Here is a 15,391-nt window from a genome sequence, read left to right on the forward strand (position 1 = left end):
CGACCCTCCTTAGCTTGGGGGTGTTCATGGATTGCGACAAATGCGGCAAGCCGGCGAAGGTGCACTTGACCCAATTGGTGGGTGGTCAGGTGAAGAAAGTCGCGCTTTGCAATGAATGTGCGGCGCAGAGCGGTGTGACGGATCCCACCGGCTTCGCTTTGGCCGACATGCTCCTCGGGGACGGAACCGTCGGAAAGACGCCGTCAGTCCTGCCTCCGAAGCCATCGGTTTCGAAGGGGCGGAGCTGCCCGGAGTGCGGATTCACGCTCGAGGATTTGAAGCGAATTCGACGTTTCGGGTGTGGCAACTGCTACGTCGCTTTCCGTGACGAGGTGAACGACATGATCCGCGGCATGCACAAGGGGGCGACCCACTGCGGCAAGGTCCCCGACGGACTGATGGAGATGCGTCAGCGGAAACTCCGGCTGACGGAACTGAGGGAGCGGCTCGATCACGCGATTTCTGCGGAGAATTACGAAGAGGCGGCCGGCTTGCGGGACGAGATCCGGCAAATCGAAGTCGCCTTGGAGGAGACCGAGCCATGATGCGTTTCGCGACATTGATGAAGCACCCTGCCGATTGGATGACGGGCAAGGGGGCCGACAATGCGGTCGTGCTGACTTCACGGATCCGACTCGCCCGCAATCTGGCAAACGTTCCGTTTCCCGGTTGGGCCAAGAAAGGGCAGCGGCAGGAGGTGCTTGAGGAATTGCTTCCATGCGTCGAGGCCCTCGATTGCATGAAGGACGGGTTCTCGAAGCCGCTGGAGTCGCTGAGCTCGGTTCAGAAGCAGGTGATGGTCGAGCGCCACCTGATCAGCCGTGAACACGCCGCACGCGGCGAAGGCAGCGCGGTGGTTATCGAGCGTCGGCAATCGATCTCGGTGATGATCAACGAGGAGGACCACCTGCGGATGCAATCGATCCGTCCGGGACTCGACCTCACGGCGGCCTACGAAACCCTGAGCGAATTCGACGACGAAGTCGCCGGTGCGGTTGAGTATGCCTTTGATCCCGCTCTAGGTTACCTGACAACCTGTCCGACCAATCTGGGCACCGGAATGCGAGCGTCCTCCATGTTGCATCTGCCGGCGTTGGTGATCAGCGATCAGATCGGTCAGGTGCTCCAGGCGGTGAACAAGATCGGTCTCGCCGTGCGCGGGATTTTCGGTGAGGGGACCGAATCGCTCGGGAACCTGTTCCAGATTTCCAACCAGTCGACTCTGGGCGAAAGCGAAGCGACGATTCTGCGCCGTCTCGAGCGGGTGATCGCGCAGGTCGCCAAGCACGAGCGGAATGCCCGTGAAAAACTGCTCGAAGATGACCCCGACATGGTTTGCGACAAGATCGGCCGGGGTTATGGTGTGCTGAAACACGCATGGATCATCGATTCGAAGGAAGCGCTGAACCACCTGTCGCTGCTCCGGCTCGGCGGAGACCTCGGGTTTTTGCCCGGGGAAACGGTGGCGTTGTGCGACGAATTGCTGATGGAGATCCAGCCGGCGCACCTTCAGGTCCACAACGGCAGCAAGCTTTCCCCCGAAGAACGCGACGCAATCCGGGCGGAAATCATCCGCTCCCGGTTGCAAACCCTCCAACCCCCTGATATTCGTTTCATCAAGAAAACCGGAGGAGAAGACGACACCTCCCCAGACCTCGGCATCGCATGAATAACTTCACCCCAAGAGCGCAGCAAGTCCTCGCCCTCGCCCGCAAGGAAGCGGACCGGTTCAACCACAGCTACGTCGGCACCGAGCACCTCCTGCTCGGGCTTATCAAGTTGGGCCAAGGGGTCGCGGTCAATGTGCTCGAACGGATGGGACTCGACCTCGAGACCGTGCGCATGGAGGTCGAAAAGGAAGTGGGCACCGGGAATGGCCAGAAGGTCTCCGGCAGCATCCCTTACACTCCCCGGGTGAAGAAGGTTCTGGCGCTGGCCAACAAGGAGGCGAAGGCGCTCAACCACAGCTACGTCGGCACCGAGCACATCCTGCTCGGCCTGCTTCGCGAGGGTGAGGGCGTGGCCGCTCGCGTGCTGCGCCGCATGGAGGTCGATATCCAGCGCACCCGCAACGAGATCCTCGCGGAGATCGATCCGAACTTCAATCCGGACGGAGAGGATGAGGACGACGACGATTTGGATGTGTTCGAGGACGAGGGTCCCGAAGCCGAAGGTGGTGGTGGCGAGGGCAAGACCAAGACCCCCGCGCTGCGTGCTTTCGGTCGCGATCTGACGAAGCTCGCCACCGATGGCGAACTGGATCCGGTGATCGGCCGAGAAGGTGAGATCGAACGTGTGATCCAGATCCTTTGCCGCCGGACGAAGAACAACCCGGTGCTGATCGGCGAGGCCGGTGTCGGCAAGACCGCGATCGTCGAAGGTCTTGCCCAGGAGATCGCCAATGGCAACGTGCCCGAGATTCTCCGTGAGAAGCGGGTCATCACCCTCGACCTCGCACTGATGGTCGCCGGAACCAAATACCGCGGTCAGTTCGAGGAACGCATCAAGGCGGTGATGGATGAGATCAAGAAGGTGAAGAACGTCATCCTCTTCATCGACGAGCTGCACACCATCGTTGGTGCGGGATCGGCCGAAGGCGCGATGGACGCTTCCAACATCATCAAGCCCGCCCTTTCGCGTTCGGAGCTTCAGGTCGTCGGCGCGACGACTCTCAACGAGTATCGCAAGTACATCGAGAAGGACGCCGCCCTCGAGCGCCGCTTCCAGCAGGTCAAGGTCGAGGAACCTTCGATCGACGATGCGATCGAGATCATGAAGGGGCTCCAGGAGAAGTACGAGACCCACCACAAGGCGAAGTATTCGCCCGAGGCCATCGAAGCCTCGGTGCGTCTTACCGCGCGCTACCTGACCGGACGGTATCTGCCGGACAAGGCGATCGATGTTCTCGACGAAGCCGGCGCGCGTGCCCGGATCGGACAGATGACCCGGCCGCCGTCGATCAAGGAGTTCGAGGAGACGATCGAGCAGATCAACCGCGACAAGATCGCCGCGATCGGCGAACAGGATTTCGAAAAGGCTGCGGCGCTTCGGGATCAGGAAAAGAACGCGAAGAAGGAACTCGAGCAGATCATCAACGATTGGCGATCAACCTCCGAGGAGACGGTGGTCGATGTCGGTGAGGACGAAATCATGGCCGTCGTTTCAAAGTGGACCGGCGTTCCGCTCCAGCGGATGGAGCAGAAGGAAGCCGCCAAGCTTCTGAAGATGGAGGAAGACCTGCGCGGACGTGTGATCGGGCAGGATGAGGCGGTGATCGCCATCTCCAAGGCACTGCGTCGTTCTCGTGCGGATCTCAAGGATCCTCGCCGTCCGATCGGTTCGTTCCTGTTCCTCGGCCCGACCGGTGTCGGCAAGACTTACCTCGCGCGCAATCTTGCCGAGTTCATGTTCGGCGATCCGGATTCCCTGATCCAGATCGACATGTCCGAATACATGGAGAAGTTCACGTCGAGTCGCCTGATCGGCTCGCCTCCCGGCTATGTCGGTTATGAGGAGGGCGGTCAGCTCTCCGAGGCCGTCCGCCGCCGCCCGTACTCCGTCGTGCTGTTCGACGAAATCGAGAAGGCCCATCCGGATGTGATGAACCTGCTCTTGCAGATTCTCGAAGAAGGGATGGTGACCGATTCACTCGGACGGAAGATCGATTTCCGCAACACGATCATCATCATGACCTCGAACGTCGGAGCCTCGACCGTGAAGCGTCAGACGGCGCTCGGTTTCGGTGCGATGGCCGAGGACGAGGCGGACTTCGAGGGGATGAAGGAAAAGATTCTCGAAGAGTCGAAGAAACACTACCGGCCCGAGTTCCTGAACCGGCTTGATGAGTTGGTCGTCTTCCACATGCTTGAGAAGAAGGACCTCGACAAGATCGTCGACCTCGAGGTGACGAAACTCTCGGCACGCCTGCTCGAGAAGGAGATCACGATGGTGCTCGACTCCACCGCCCGCGATCTGCTGGTCACCAAGGGTTACGATCCGAGCTACGGCGCCCGTCCGATGCGTCGTGCAGTCGAGAAGTATCTTGAGGATCCACTTGCCGAGGCTCTCCTTCGCGGGGATGTCAAAGCGGGCGACTCGATCCGCGTGCTATGCCCCGAGGGTAGCGAGAAGCTGATCTTCGAACCGGTCGAGACCAAAGCCGAACCCGACGAGGCGGGGGTTTAGGATCGCACGGCAACCGACCTCGCCCAGGCTGCTCAGTGGTCCGTGCGGATTGGACCCGGTCGATTGATTCGTTCGGCCCCCTTGTCGGCTCCCGGCAGGTCACCGCGACGGATCTTGGCCTGCTGATCGGATTGGTGAAGCGGTTGTCGGTCGGGCGTTGGGTTTGCTGGCACGCTGTCGCCGGTTTCTTCGATCCACTGTTCAACGAGCAATCTCATCCGCCGCAGGGTGTCGGAGTGATTCGTTTCGCCCGCTAGGTTGACCATTTGGAAGGGGTCGGCCTCGACATCGAAAAGTAACTCGGGAGGTTGAGGGGTGACGGTGAGCAGGGCTTGGCCCGGACTCAGTTCGCCCTGTGCCGCAAGCTCCCAAAGTTCGCGGACGGCGCCGAACCTGAATGAAGCGCTCTCACCGCTTACGTTGTGGCGCGCGGGCCACCAGTTGCGGATGTAGAGCCACTTTCCGGAGCGGACGGCTCGTTCGTGCAGTTGAAAAACATGCCAGTTTCGTTCGGCGAAAGCGACGTCCCGATGGCTGTAGGTCGGGTCGGAGAGCGTCGTGCGAAAGCTCGCGCCCTGCACGGTTTCGGGAATGGGGATGTCGGCGAGGTCAAGTATCGTTGCTGAGAAGTCGATTGATGAGACGAGCGACTTCGTCCGCCCGGTAGCGACCCTTGGACCGACGACAAGAAGGGGCGTTCGGATGCCGCTGTCGTACAGGTAGGTCTTGCATCTCGGGAACGGCCTGCCGTTGTCGGAGCAATAGATGAAATAGGTGCTGTCCAGGATTCCCTGACGCTCGAGCTCATCGATGATTCTTCCGGCGTAGGTATCCGTACGGCTGACCTCATGGTAGTAGTTCGCGAGTTCTCTGCGGGTGAGCGGTCCGTCGGCGAGCATGGGTGGAACCGGCACGTCGGCGGGGTCGTAGATCGGTGCCTGAGCGTTCTGCTGAAACGGGTGATGGGCATCGTGGGATGCGAACCAGAAGAAGAACGGCTGGTCCTTCGGACGCTCGCGGAGATGCCGGATCCAGTTCTCGGACCCGGATGGACCGCTGTCCGATGCCATGGCGAAGCCGAGTTGGTCCGGCTTCGCCATGTGGTTCTTTCCCGACAGGAGCGTGTGGTATCCTGCCTCGCGAAGCTCCTGGACAAACGTCCGCTGCCCGGAGGGTAAGGGGAGGTGCAGCTCCGGAGCCCCGGTGTTGTGAGGATAGCGTCCGGTGATGATGGAGCACCGGCTGGGCGAGCACGAGGAGATCGTCAGGTAGGCATTGTCGAAAACGAGCCCTTTTCGGGCGATCCGATCGAGGTTCGGGGTGTGGACCTTCCGGTTCCCGTAGATGCCGAGATCCGCCGGGCTGATGTCGTCAGTGATGAAGAAAACAAAGTTCGGTGCGGCGGCGAAGGCCGATCCGGTGCCCAACAGGGCCATGACGAGAGTGAGAGGTTTCATCATCGGGCCGGCTAGCGTCGTTTCGGTCCTACCCAAGGGAACTCCGTGATGCGTAGCGTGGTGGCTCCGTAGGGGATCAAGGTGATCGGTTCGGGCTCCGCTCCCTCGGGCAGCTCCGCGGGGCTTTGCGGAGGCCGTGCCGCCGAGTGGCGGGCCATCGTCCAGTAGGGAAGTCGAATTCCGTTGGTCTTCAACTTCAACGGTGCGGTTTCGGAAGTCCATGGATTCGAAGCGACGGAATCCGCGAACTCGAAGCGGATGTGCCGAGCGGGTTGGCGGATGACTGAGGCATGGAGTGCATAGTTCCATGGGCTGTCAGGCCGAAACTCGAGGTAACCGCGATGAGGGGCGGAGTCGGGGACATTTACCGGCGCGGTTTGTACGACATCCTTCTTACTCGATTTAACATCGAGGGCGAAAACCAGAGGTCCTCGCTCGACTGTTCTCGAGTTGGCGAACCAACGGGTGATGCGCACCGGCATGCGGAGGCGCAACCGGATCTCGTCGCCATCCTTCCACTTCCGCTTGAGCGGGTGCATGGTTCCCGGCTTCGGAGCTGCGAGCGTATCCCCGTTGACCGTCAGTTCGGCGGTCGGAGCCCAGGCTGGGATCCGGAGGTGCAGTGGAAAATCGACGGGAGCAGGGGTATGAACCGTCATCACTACCGTTTCCCGGAACGGGTAGTCACCTGACTGGGTGATCTTGATTTCCTTCCCGTCGGCTACCTTTGCGGTGACCGAGGACGGAGCGTAGGCGACAGCCGCGATACCCCGGTCCTGTGATGCCATCCAGAGGTGCTGCGTGAACTTCGGCCAACCCTGATGCAGGTTGCAGGTGCAGCAGGGGTAGCCCTGAAGAAGTCCGTAAACGAGGCGGTCTCCGCCGTCGTTGAAAAAGTCACGATCTCCGTGGTCGACCAGCACCTGGTTGGTTTGCTGGAAATACTGACGGGAGCGATGGTCGTCGGTGCATTGGGTGGGCAGTGCGTTGAACGCGATCCGCTCGAGACGGTCTCCATGAAGCGGGTTCCCGGTGATCTCGAACATTTTCTCAAGCGAGAACATCATCTCGACTGCGGAGCAAAGTTCCGAGCCGCGGTCCGGAGCGTCGCCGTGCATTCCCTCGTCCCCTCCGTAGAGACCGTTCGGCTGACCGTGAAAGGTTCGAATGTCGGAGAACGCGTTCTCGGTGGCTTTCAGATGGAGAGGATCCTTGTCCTGCTGCCAACGGATCGTGGGCGTCTTCATCATCTGGGCGAGATTGACGCAGTGCAGGGCAGGTCGGTCCTGGTCGGCTCGGATCTGGATATGGTTCTGAGGCCCCGGAGAGAACCATTCGGTGACGGGAACGGTCTGTTCGTGAATCAGGTGTCCCAGTTCGAGCAGGAAGGCATCGCCGGTGACGTTGTAGAGCCACAGAACCACCATCAGGTTCTCACCTCCTCTTTGGGCGGCCCACCAGGATCCGCTCTTCGGATTGCCAGGGTCGTGGAGTGGAGCCTCCGGTAGTGTCCTCAGTTGGTAACGGAAATAGCGCCGCATGCAATCGATCACCCGTGAATCCCCGGTGGCCAAGTAGTGTTGCTGCAAGATCTTCAGCATCACCATTCGGGGCCACCAGTCATCCGGCTCCAGGATTTGAGCTCCGGACGGGGGTGGCCCGCTGCGCTCGTTGTTGGAGAGTTCGGTGGGACCGATGTATCCGTCCTCGCGCTGGTTCGCCAAAGTCCATTCGATCCATCTCTGGGCTTTCGCTTGGAGCGCTTCGTCATTCAGAAGTCGGGCCAGAGGGTAGAGTCCGTCGATCCAGTAGGGGCCACGCTCCCATGTATCACCGTCACCCCCAAGCCAGGCATTCCGGTCCCCGCAGACTTCCGGATACCATTCGTCGAGGTGGCCGGTCATTCCGTTCGCCATTCGCTCGAGTTCGTCCTTGAGCCATCCGTGCGGTTGGATCGAGCCCAGCGGGAGCTCGGAGAACGGCTTGTCTGCAAGCGGTTCCCGATTGAAAAGTGGGCCAACGGGCTTGGCCGTGCCGAGTATCGGAAGAAGGGCGATGAACGGAGCAAGGTAGGCTTTCATGGGCTTGGGGGTTCTTCAGGCAACTTCCAGTCAATGGGTGGCCACGAGCCGGTTCTCGTGGCGGAGGATTCGACCGGCGGTCCCGAGAGACGGGTGAATCGGGCGAGGCGGCTTCCGAGTCGGGTGAAGATCTGTGGATGCAGGTCCGCAACGTTATGGGATTCCTCAGGGTCGGATTCCACGTCGAAGAGCTGGTCTCCCCGTCGCTTCCATTCGCCCGAGATCACGGTGTCTTTGCCAAGGAGAATCTCACGCTTCGGCAGCGCCCCGCGGCCCGTCAAAGCAGGCAGGAGGTCCGTTCCATCAAGCCCTTCAGGAGCTGTGCTTCCGGTGGCCGTGGCGAATGTGGGGAAAAGGTCGAGATAGCATACCGGGCCGCCAAAGCGGCTCCCTTTATCGAACTTGCCGGGCCATCTTGCCAGGGCAACCACCCGCACACCGCCCTCCCAAGTCGTGAATTTGTTTCCGCGGAGAGGCTGGTTGCTGCCGCCGTGCTTCGGGTCGGCGCCGTTGTCGCTATGGAAAACGACAAGGGTGTTGTCGGCGATGTTCCGGCGGTCCAAGGCGTCGAGGATTCGTCCGATGTTCTCGTCCATCGACCGGGTCATCGCGGCGAAGGTCTGGCGCTTCGTGTTGCCCTTGCCCTCCTCGCCGTAATCCGGTGCGGATTCCCGCTTCGCGATTCCCTTGTCGGTATTCGGACATCGCGGACCTGCGGAATCGAAACCGACTGCGTCGAGATCATCACGCTTCGCCTGCAACGGGGAATGGGGGGCGTTGAATGCGACGAGCAGATGGAACGGGGTTGGGCGATTGGTTACGAACTCGACTGCCGCGTCGCCAAGAAGGTCGGTTGAGTATCCATCCTGGCGGAGGCTTTCATGATTCCTGTGCCAGTCCAGTTCCCCATGGCGCTCGTGGCTGAAGTAATCGATGGCACCGTTGTAGTGCCCGAGGAACTCGGTGAAGCCGTGCTCGAGCGGGTGGAACCTGGTGGAGGCGAGCCCCAGATGCCATTTTCCGATCAGACCCCGATGACGATAGCCATGCTCTCCCAGCCACTCCGCAATCGTGAGTTCGTCTCCGGGCAAGCCGTGGCGTGATTGCGGGTTGCAAACGCCATTCCAAATGCCGAAGCGGAAAGGGTAGCGTCCGGTCAGGCATCCAGCACGGGTGGGGGAGCAGATCGGCGACACGTAGAACCGGTTGAAGACGACGGACTGCTTCGAAAGCCGGTCGATGTTCGGGGTCGGAATCTCGCTTCCGTGGAAGCCGACGTCATTCCAGCCGAGATCGTCAGCAATGATGTGAAGGATCGAGGGAGGCTCGGCGGATGCGGTGGTCGACACCGCGGCAAATGCCAAAGCAATGTGACGCACGCTTCTTCTCCAGCGGTGGGAGGAGGGAATCCGGGAAATCGTTTTCAAGCCGGACATCAAGGCTTTCGGTGTTTCGCCAGACTCTTGGCGACCTCGGGCCACGGCCGGACTCCGACACGATCGGCCCATGCTTGCCACTTGCTCTCCAGTTCCAGTCGCTGGTCTTTGGCCATTTCGGACAGATCATGGAGTTCCGATGGATCTTCGGACAGGTCATGGAGTTGCCAGTCCTCCTCGCGGCTTGCCACCAGCTTCCATTTGCCATCTTGGATCGCCCGGTTGCCTTCGTGTTCCCAGAAGAGGGTGCGTGATCCGATGCCGTCACCGCGAAGGACCGGAACAAGCGACTCGCCTTCGGTGTCCGGTGCGCTTGCTCCCGCAACTTCGACAAAGGTGGGTAGGAGGTCGATGATATGGGCGACCTGGTGGCTGACCGTGTTCGCAGCCGGCCGCGCCGATACCTTCTCTCCCGCCCAGAAAATCGCCGGACTGGCGGTGCCGCCACGAAACACTTCACGCTTGTAGCGCCGGTAGGGAGTATTCGCCACGTTAGCCCATCCCTGGCCCAGCGATGACGTCCAGCCGCCTTTCCTACCCCAATCCTCGTAGTTGCCCGGGTTGACCTTGTGGCCGCCGATTCCGAACATCCCGGTTTCCTTGGTAGAGCCGTTGTCGGAGATGAAAACGACGAGGGTGTTGTCAAGCGCGCCCTTGCTTTCGAGGTGCTCCAGGACGCGGCCGATGGTGCGGTCGAGGCGGTCGATGATGGCGCAGTAGAGTGCGAACTTGAGATCCAACTCGTCCTTCACCTCGTCGGACAGCGAGGCCCAGTCCGGGGAATCCCGTTTTGAGATTCGGGTTTCTTCCGGGAGGAGTCCGGCGCGTTTCAGACCCTTGAGTCGATCCTGTCGGAGCGGTGCCCAGCCGTGTTCCCGGAAACGGCCCCGGTATTTGGCGGTGTCCTCCGGTTTCGCATGGAGCGGGAAATGGGGGGCGTTGTAGGCGAGATACCCGAAGAACGGTTGTTCCGGAGAGTGGTCCAGATGCTGGTCGATGAAATGGATCGCGTAGTCCGTGTAGGTGTCGGTGGTGTAAAACTCGCGATCCGGATGAAGCGGATTCGTCGCTTGCTCGCCGGCCGGCAGGATGACCTTGTCGTCCAGGTAGATGTCGGTTCGAGGAACGACGGTAAAGTAGGAGTCGACGTAGCCCCTCGATCCGAAGAAGCGAGCGAACCCCCTATTGTCCGGTGAGTAGGTATCCTCCCATCCGAGGTGCCATTTGCCGGACATGAAGGTATGGTACCCCTCCTTCTTCAGGAGTTCCGGAAGCGTCGCCACATCCTCGCGGATCCCTTTCCCGTAGGAGGGGAAGTCCGTCTGGCCCAGCATGTGGCCGACTCCCGCCTGGTGAGGATAGACTCCGGTCATCAGCGCTGCCCTTGAGGGGCAGCATCTTCCCGTATTATGAAAGTTGGAAAGACGCAGGCCTTCGGCGGCAAGGCGATCGAGATTCGGGGTGGCGATTCCTGAGCCGTAGCAGCCGAGGTCCGAGAATCCGAGGTCGTCGGCGAGAATGAGCAGAAGATTCGGCTTCGCAAAAGAGGCTGGCGCGAGGGTGACCATGAGGGCCGTCAGGATCGCCAACGGGTACGACATCGTGGCAAACGGGGAACGGGAATCGGAAGCGGCGGTGGACATCGGTGTCACCGGGGAGATTTGGCACCCGCTGGCGGTGTTCCCGGATTATCCACCGGGGCATGACGATCGGAGAACGTCAGAGGAAGTCGCGGATCGTATGGAGGCGCAGCTTCGCCGTCCGGGGGTCGTTGTAGATGAAAATGAGTCCGCGGGTCTGCTTGGTCAGTGGCCAGTTACTGGAAAGGAACGGGTGCCAGCCTTTCTTCCGCTCGAGAAGCAGAGTGGCATGGCAGAGCTCCTCACCCTTGTCCGGCTTTGGGGAAATGATGGTTTGATCGCCGGGCTTCAAAGCGAATTTCACCGAACCGACCTCTCCCGCGATCGGCTGCCGCGATAGGTTCATGAAGAACATCTGGCGCTGCTTGAAGTGCTTGGGGCCGTCGTCGAGGCAGACCACGTGGAACCCGTCCTCGTTGGCCGGTCCCTTTCGGAGCAGCATCACGATCTGGTTCCGGGCATTGCCCGCATTGCAGGTTCCCCAGTCATCGAACGCAGGTTTTCCGTCCTCCTCCGTGCTCTTGCCGAAGCGCCAGCGGTCCTGCGCAGCGACTTCGACCGGATCCGACAGGCGATTGGACGGCGGGGTGAGTTGGACAACGGACTTGCCGGTAAGCAGTTCGATCGGGCCGGCGTCCTTCACGCGGGGGAAGGTGATGAATCTGAGCGAAACCTTGCCTTCCTGCGCGGAGACGAAGGCGGTGAGAAGGAGCAGTGCGATGAGGGTTTTCATGAACGGACTCAGATCTCCGAGGCTTGAAGGTAGCGGAAGCTGACGATGTGGAATTGCCGGCCGAACTGGCGGTTGTTGTCGGACTGGAGTTCCGAATGCTTGAGGTGGTCGTCGTCGCCTCCGTCGAGATAATCGGGGACCCGTTGGACAACGGCCGAGCACCACGCCCGGGCCCGGACCTTGCCGGAGGCATCGAGCGAGTCGCCATAGGTGCGAATGACGAAAGTGTCGCCCCGCGGGGTCAGTTGTCCGGCGAGTCCGCGGAGGATGTCGGCCTGATCCACATAGGCGGCGCTACCATAAGCGACCGGCCCCTCGAGAGCTTCGGGGAAAGCGGGTCGCATGTCCGACGTCTCGGCCGGGTCGAGTGTGCGGCTGGCCGACCGGAAGCCCTCGTTGATCGAGACCGAAGGATCGTCGATGGCTGCCTGCAGCGCTCCCTTCAGGGCGAGCTCCTTGTCGGATCCGTCGAGACGTCGGTTGATGAACTCCGAGAGAGAGAGGAAGGGACCGCGCAGGCGGACCTGCCGGACCATTGCTTCTGCGAGTTCGTCGATCTCGTCGTCGGTCAGCTCCCGCCAGCTCCGCCATTGTGCGGGCTCCGCCGGATCGTCACTCGATTCGCGGTAGGATTCCCCGTTCGGCAGGGAGAAGGATGCGACCGGAGTTCCGTCGGGCGTCTCTTCCGAAAGGTCGATCGTTCCCGACAGCGAGCGCTCGGCGTCGAGGTAGGCGATGTTCTTGCCCTTGAGGCTGGCGAAGAGGGCGCGCCACGCCTCGACCGACGTGCTGTTGATGTTGAAGGGACCCTCCACCATCATGTGGGAGGAGAGCAGGTCGATGCCTTTGTCGTTGGTCAGGTTCCGGTCGAAGAAACTCCTGAGCTCGTCCTCGTCGAGATCGCCCAGGTAGGGAGTCATGCGGCTGTTGGGAAGCCGTTCGCCATTGAAGAAGAACTCGCGGGCATTCTGGAGTGGCGTTCCGGACGAGGTGCCTCTTGAGAAGGCAGTGCCTCGGGTGTCGGCGACCGATGAGAAGAAGTATTCGTCCCACAGCGCCTTGTTCGCGAGGTAGGAATGGTCGGCGAAGGTCACGTTGACCGGGCGTTGGTCCTCCGAGTAGTGACGTCGCCATGTGCCGTAGGCCCGATCAGCCGAGAGGTGGGGATGGGCGTAGGAGTTGCCGATCGCCTGGACCGTGTGGGGGAACAGTCCGCCTTGGCCGCTGGCGGTCACTTCGATGAAGTTGTTGCTCGTGTTGCTCGCACCCGGTCCGAGGTAGGAGTTGCCGAGGCTGTAGCCACCGAGTTGGGCGTGGCTGAGGGCGGCGATCGAGATCGGTGGGGCGACCGGTACTTCTTGCTGCACGATGTGGGTGGCTCCGGATTCCGCGGTGTAGCCGCCGCCGTAGTAACCGTTGTTCGACCGGTCGATGCTGATGTTCGCCTCAAAAGCCGAGTTCACGTCTTCCACCCACCAGTTCCAGCCGTGCTGGTAGAGTCCGTCAGGATCCTCGCGGTCCATGAAGACGGTGCCGACCACCGGGCTGGAATGGAGGAAGGGGCGGGAAGCGAAATGCCGGCCACCGTAGGGACCGGTGTTGCTGAGTTCGCTCGTCTCGCAGCCGGCGGTGAGGTTCACAAGAAGGAAGGGGATCGTGCCGGCGATGATCTCCCGGCCGCTCTTCGCCTCATACTCAAGCTTCGTTTCGCCTTCCGGCATCCCGAGCTCCATCATGTCCCGGTTGAAGTTCGATTTGGCTCCCGAGAGGCGGCTCACCAGTTGATACTGCCGGGCCATCCATTGCTGCGCGCCGCCGACACTCGATTGGCGATTGAAGAACTGCAGGGCGCTGCCATTGGCGAGGTCCCTGGTTTCGTTCGGCTCGATGGTAAAGGAGATCCGGTCGTTTGCGCTGAAGGTCAGCGCGCCGTCGCCGCTGCCGGTTGGGGGCTCAATGTGCTGGGTGTTCTGACTGCGGTCGGAGCGCTTCAGGCGGATGTATCGTTCCGGATTCCAGCCGGCAACGACCTCGCGGTTGGCTACGAAGGTGTCCGAGTTCTTGAGTTCGCGGAGACTGGTGTTGGCGAGAGAGAATACCCGGACCTGACCGGGTTCGAAGATTACTTCGCGGGTTCCGGAAAAGTAGACGGTGAAGCCCGTATCGCGATCGCCTGCCGCAGCACCGTTCGCGAGCCAGGCGATGGAGTTCGCCGTCGTGCTGGTGTAGCCCTTGCCCTCCTTGGTCCAGCGGATCGCCATCGGCAGATTGAAGAAACGGAACTGTGTGGCGGTCGATGGACCGAGATTCATCGCAAGCGGAACATTGTAGGGATTCCACAGGGTGATGGCGGGGGAAATGCCGACGTTGAGCTTGTGGGAATCGCGATTGCGCGGGTTGGCGCGTTTCTCGTCGGCGGTCCTCGGCTCGGCGATCAGGCTGAGGAGGAACTGCACCTTGATCGGCACCGGGAGCCGATACAGATTGGTGTATTCGCGCCGGAAGGCGTCGCCTCCCTGCCCGAAGTCCGGGTTCTTCACATGGATGCCGCGGCGGACTTCTCGGGACGAGAACTGCACCTGTTCGCGATACAACTGGTAGTAGGCCGCGAGGTCCTGGATCGGGACCTGGTCCTCATCGCGCCCGAAACGGTAGAGCATGAAATCATCGCTCTTGTCCCGGAGATTGATGGGCTGGTCGAGCAAGCCGCTGAGGTCGCGCTTCATGCCGCCTTCGCGGACATCGCAAAGCAGGCCGAACGAATGCGGTGTCGCGTCATGAAACCGGCCGCGGGCGACGTCCGGCACGACGCCGTCGAGCAGATCCAGCGTCGGCCGGGTCGAGGCCAGCGAGAACTCGGTGGAATCACCGACACCCTCGAAGCCCTCGAGCAGGCCGTGGCCGGTGTTGCCGGGCGCCTGATGCCGGAAGATCCGGTTGGCGATCGATTGCGCACCGGCAGCTGCCGCATGGTCCTCCAGCAACCGGGCCTTGGTGCTCTCGTCTCCGATCCACCATCCGAATCGACCTTGGCTGTCTTCCGACGGCTTCACGTTGACCAGTCCGGCGTAAACGTGATCACCCGAGTTCCCGGTGCCGAGCGTTCCTTCGCTCACGAGCTCGACCGCGCTGTCCGAGGAGTTGGGGGAGGGGCTTCCGGTCAAACTGGAACCCCGGGCCCGATCGATGTCAGCGGCTTGTCCGGGAGTCAGCGAGACCAGCCACGAACGGAAGTGGTCTTCGCGCCGGTCCGTGTAACTCGGGCTCATCCCCCGATTAAGGCTCGTCGGAATGGTGGCGTGATCGCTGGGTTCGTCTCCGCCGCTCGGTGTCCCCGAGCCGGCTTTCCATGATTCCCACACCCCGGTCCAGTGGGGGTGGCTTGAACCGTCCTCAAGGATCGCGCCGGTGGCGGTGACACGCTGGTCAGGCCCGGCGTGCTTCTGCAATTCGCCGATCGCGAGAATCATCGCCATTCGGGCATTGGCACGGGCCTCGGCAATCGCTTGCGACTGACCGCTACCGCGGACCGATACCGAAGACAAGGTCAGTAGACCGACCGCAAGCAGGGTCAGCAGAATCATCAGCGAAATCGTGACGATCAGCGCAAACCCCGCCTCGGCAGGCCGCCGGGGCGAAGAGATGGATTTTTTCATGGGTTTTTGGAACGAAACCGGAGGTTTGGGACACTCTAGCTCTGTTAGTCTAGTGTGACTACTTTGTAATGGCTCAAAAAGCGAGAATGTTACCTCAAAGTTCGAAGTTTTTTCAGGGAAAGCCGCCGCTTTCCGAGCCGATCACATTCTGTGATTTCGGCGTCACTTTATTGCCCGAAAAGTAATCCCGACCCCGTGAATTG

At 61.2% G+C, this 15,391-nt stretch carries 9 protein-coding genes; 3 read left to right on the forward strand and 6 right to left on the reverse strand.

The window, feature by feature from the left end; all coding sequences use genetic code 11:
• Window positions 1–26 precede the first annotated feature (26 nt).
• Genes HAHE_RS16800 through HAHE_RS16810 form a run of 3 tightly spaced genes read left to right on the forward strand, consistent with a single transcriptional unit; the run spans window position 27 to window position 4,185 of the window.
• Window positions 27–545, forward strand: a complete 519-nt coding sequence (locus tag HAHE_RS16800) for a UvrB/UvrC motif-containing protein (RefSeq protein ID WP_338686041.1) — start codon at window positions 27–29, stop codon at window positions 543–545.
• Between the two features lie 17 nt (window positions 546–562).
• On the forward strand, window positions 563–1,669 hold the full coding sequence (locus tag HAHE_RS16805; protein ID WP_338686043.1) for a protein arginine kinase: 1,107 nt from the start codon (window positions 563–565) through the stop codon (window positions 1,667–1,669).
• Complete coding sequence (locus HAHE_RS16810; protein ID WP_338686044.1) at window positions 1,666–4,185, forward strand: ATP-dependent Clp protease ATP-binding subunit; 2,520 nt, start codon at window positions 1,666–1,668, stop codon at window positions 4,183–4,185. The genes HAHE_RS16805 and HAHE_RS16810 overlap by 4 nt, the downstream gene beginning before the upstream one ends.
• 32 nt (window positions 4,186–4,217) lie before the next feature.
• Here HAHE_RS16810 and HAHE_RS16815 read toward each other — a convergent pair whose 3' ends face one another.
• The 6 genes from HAHE_RS16815 to HAHE_RS16840 form a co-directional block, all read right to left on the reverse strand.
• Entirely contained in the window at window positions 4,218–5,645 is a 1,428-nt protein-coding gene (locus HAHE_RS16815) for a sulfatase (protein ID WP_338686046.1), read from the reverse strand.
• A gap of 8 nt (window positions 5,646–5,653) precedes the next feature.
• On the reverse strand, window positions 5,654–7,723 hold the full coding sequence (locus HAHE_RS16820; RefSeq protein ID WP_338686048.1) for a beta-L-arabinofuranosidase domain-containing protein: 2,070 nt from the start codon (window positions 7,721–7,723) through the stop codon (window positions 5,654–5,656).
• On the reverse strand, window positions 7,720–9,102 hold the full coding sequence (locus HAHE_RS16825) for an arylsulfatase (RefSeq protein WP_338686050.1): 1,383 nt from the start codon (window positions 9,100–9,102) through the stop codon (window positions 7,720–7,722). The genes HAHE_RS16820 and HAHE_RS16825 overlap by 4 nt, the downstream gene beginning before the upstream one ends.
• A 56-nt stretch (window positions 9,103–9,158) precedes the next feature.
• A complete protein-coding gene (locus HAHE_RS16830) occupies window positions 9,159–10,760 on the reverse strand; it encodes an arylsulfatase (protein ID WP_338686052.1) in 1,602 nt (533 codons plus the stop codon).
• Window positions 10,761–10,878: 118 nt separating this feature from the next.
• On the reverse strand, window positions 10,879–11,532 hold the full coding sequence (locus HAHE_RS16835) for a hypothetical protein (protein ID WP_338686054.1): 654 nt from the start codon (window positions 11,530–11,532) through the stop codon (window positions 10,879–10,881).
• Between the two features lie 8 nt (window positions 11,533–11,540).
• Window positions 11,541–15,188, reverse strand: a complete 3,648-nt coding sequence (locus HAHE_RS16840; protein ID WP_338686055.1) for a hypothetical protein — start codon at window positions 15,186–15,188, stop codon at window positions 11,541–11,543.
• Window positions 15,189–15,391: the final 203 nt, after the last annotated feature.

The organism is Haloferula helveola, from assembly GCF_037076345.1.
GTDB lineage: Bacteria > Verrucomicrobiota > Verrucomicrobiia > Verrucomicrobiales > Akkermansiaceae > Haloferula > Haloferula helveola.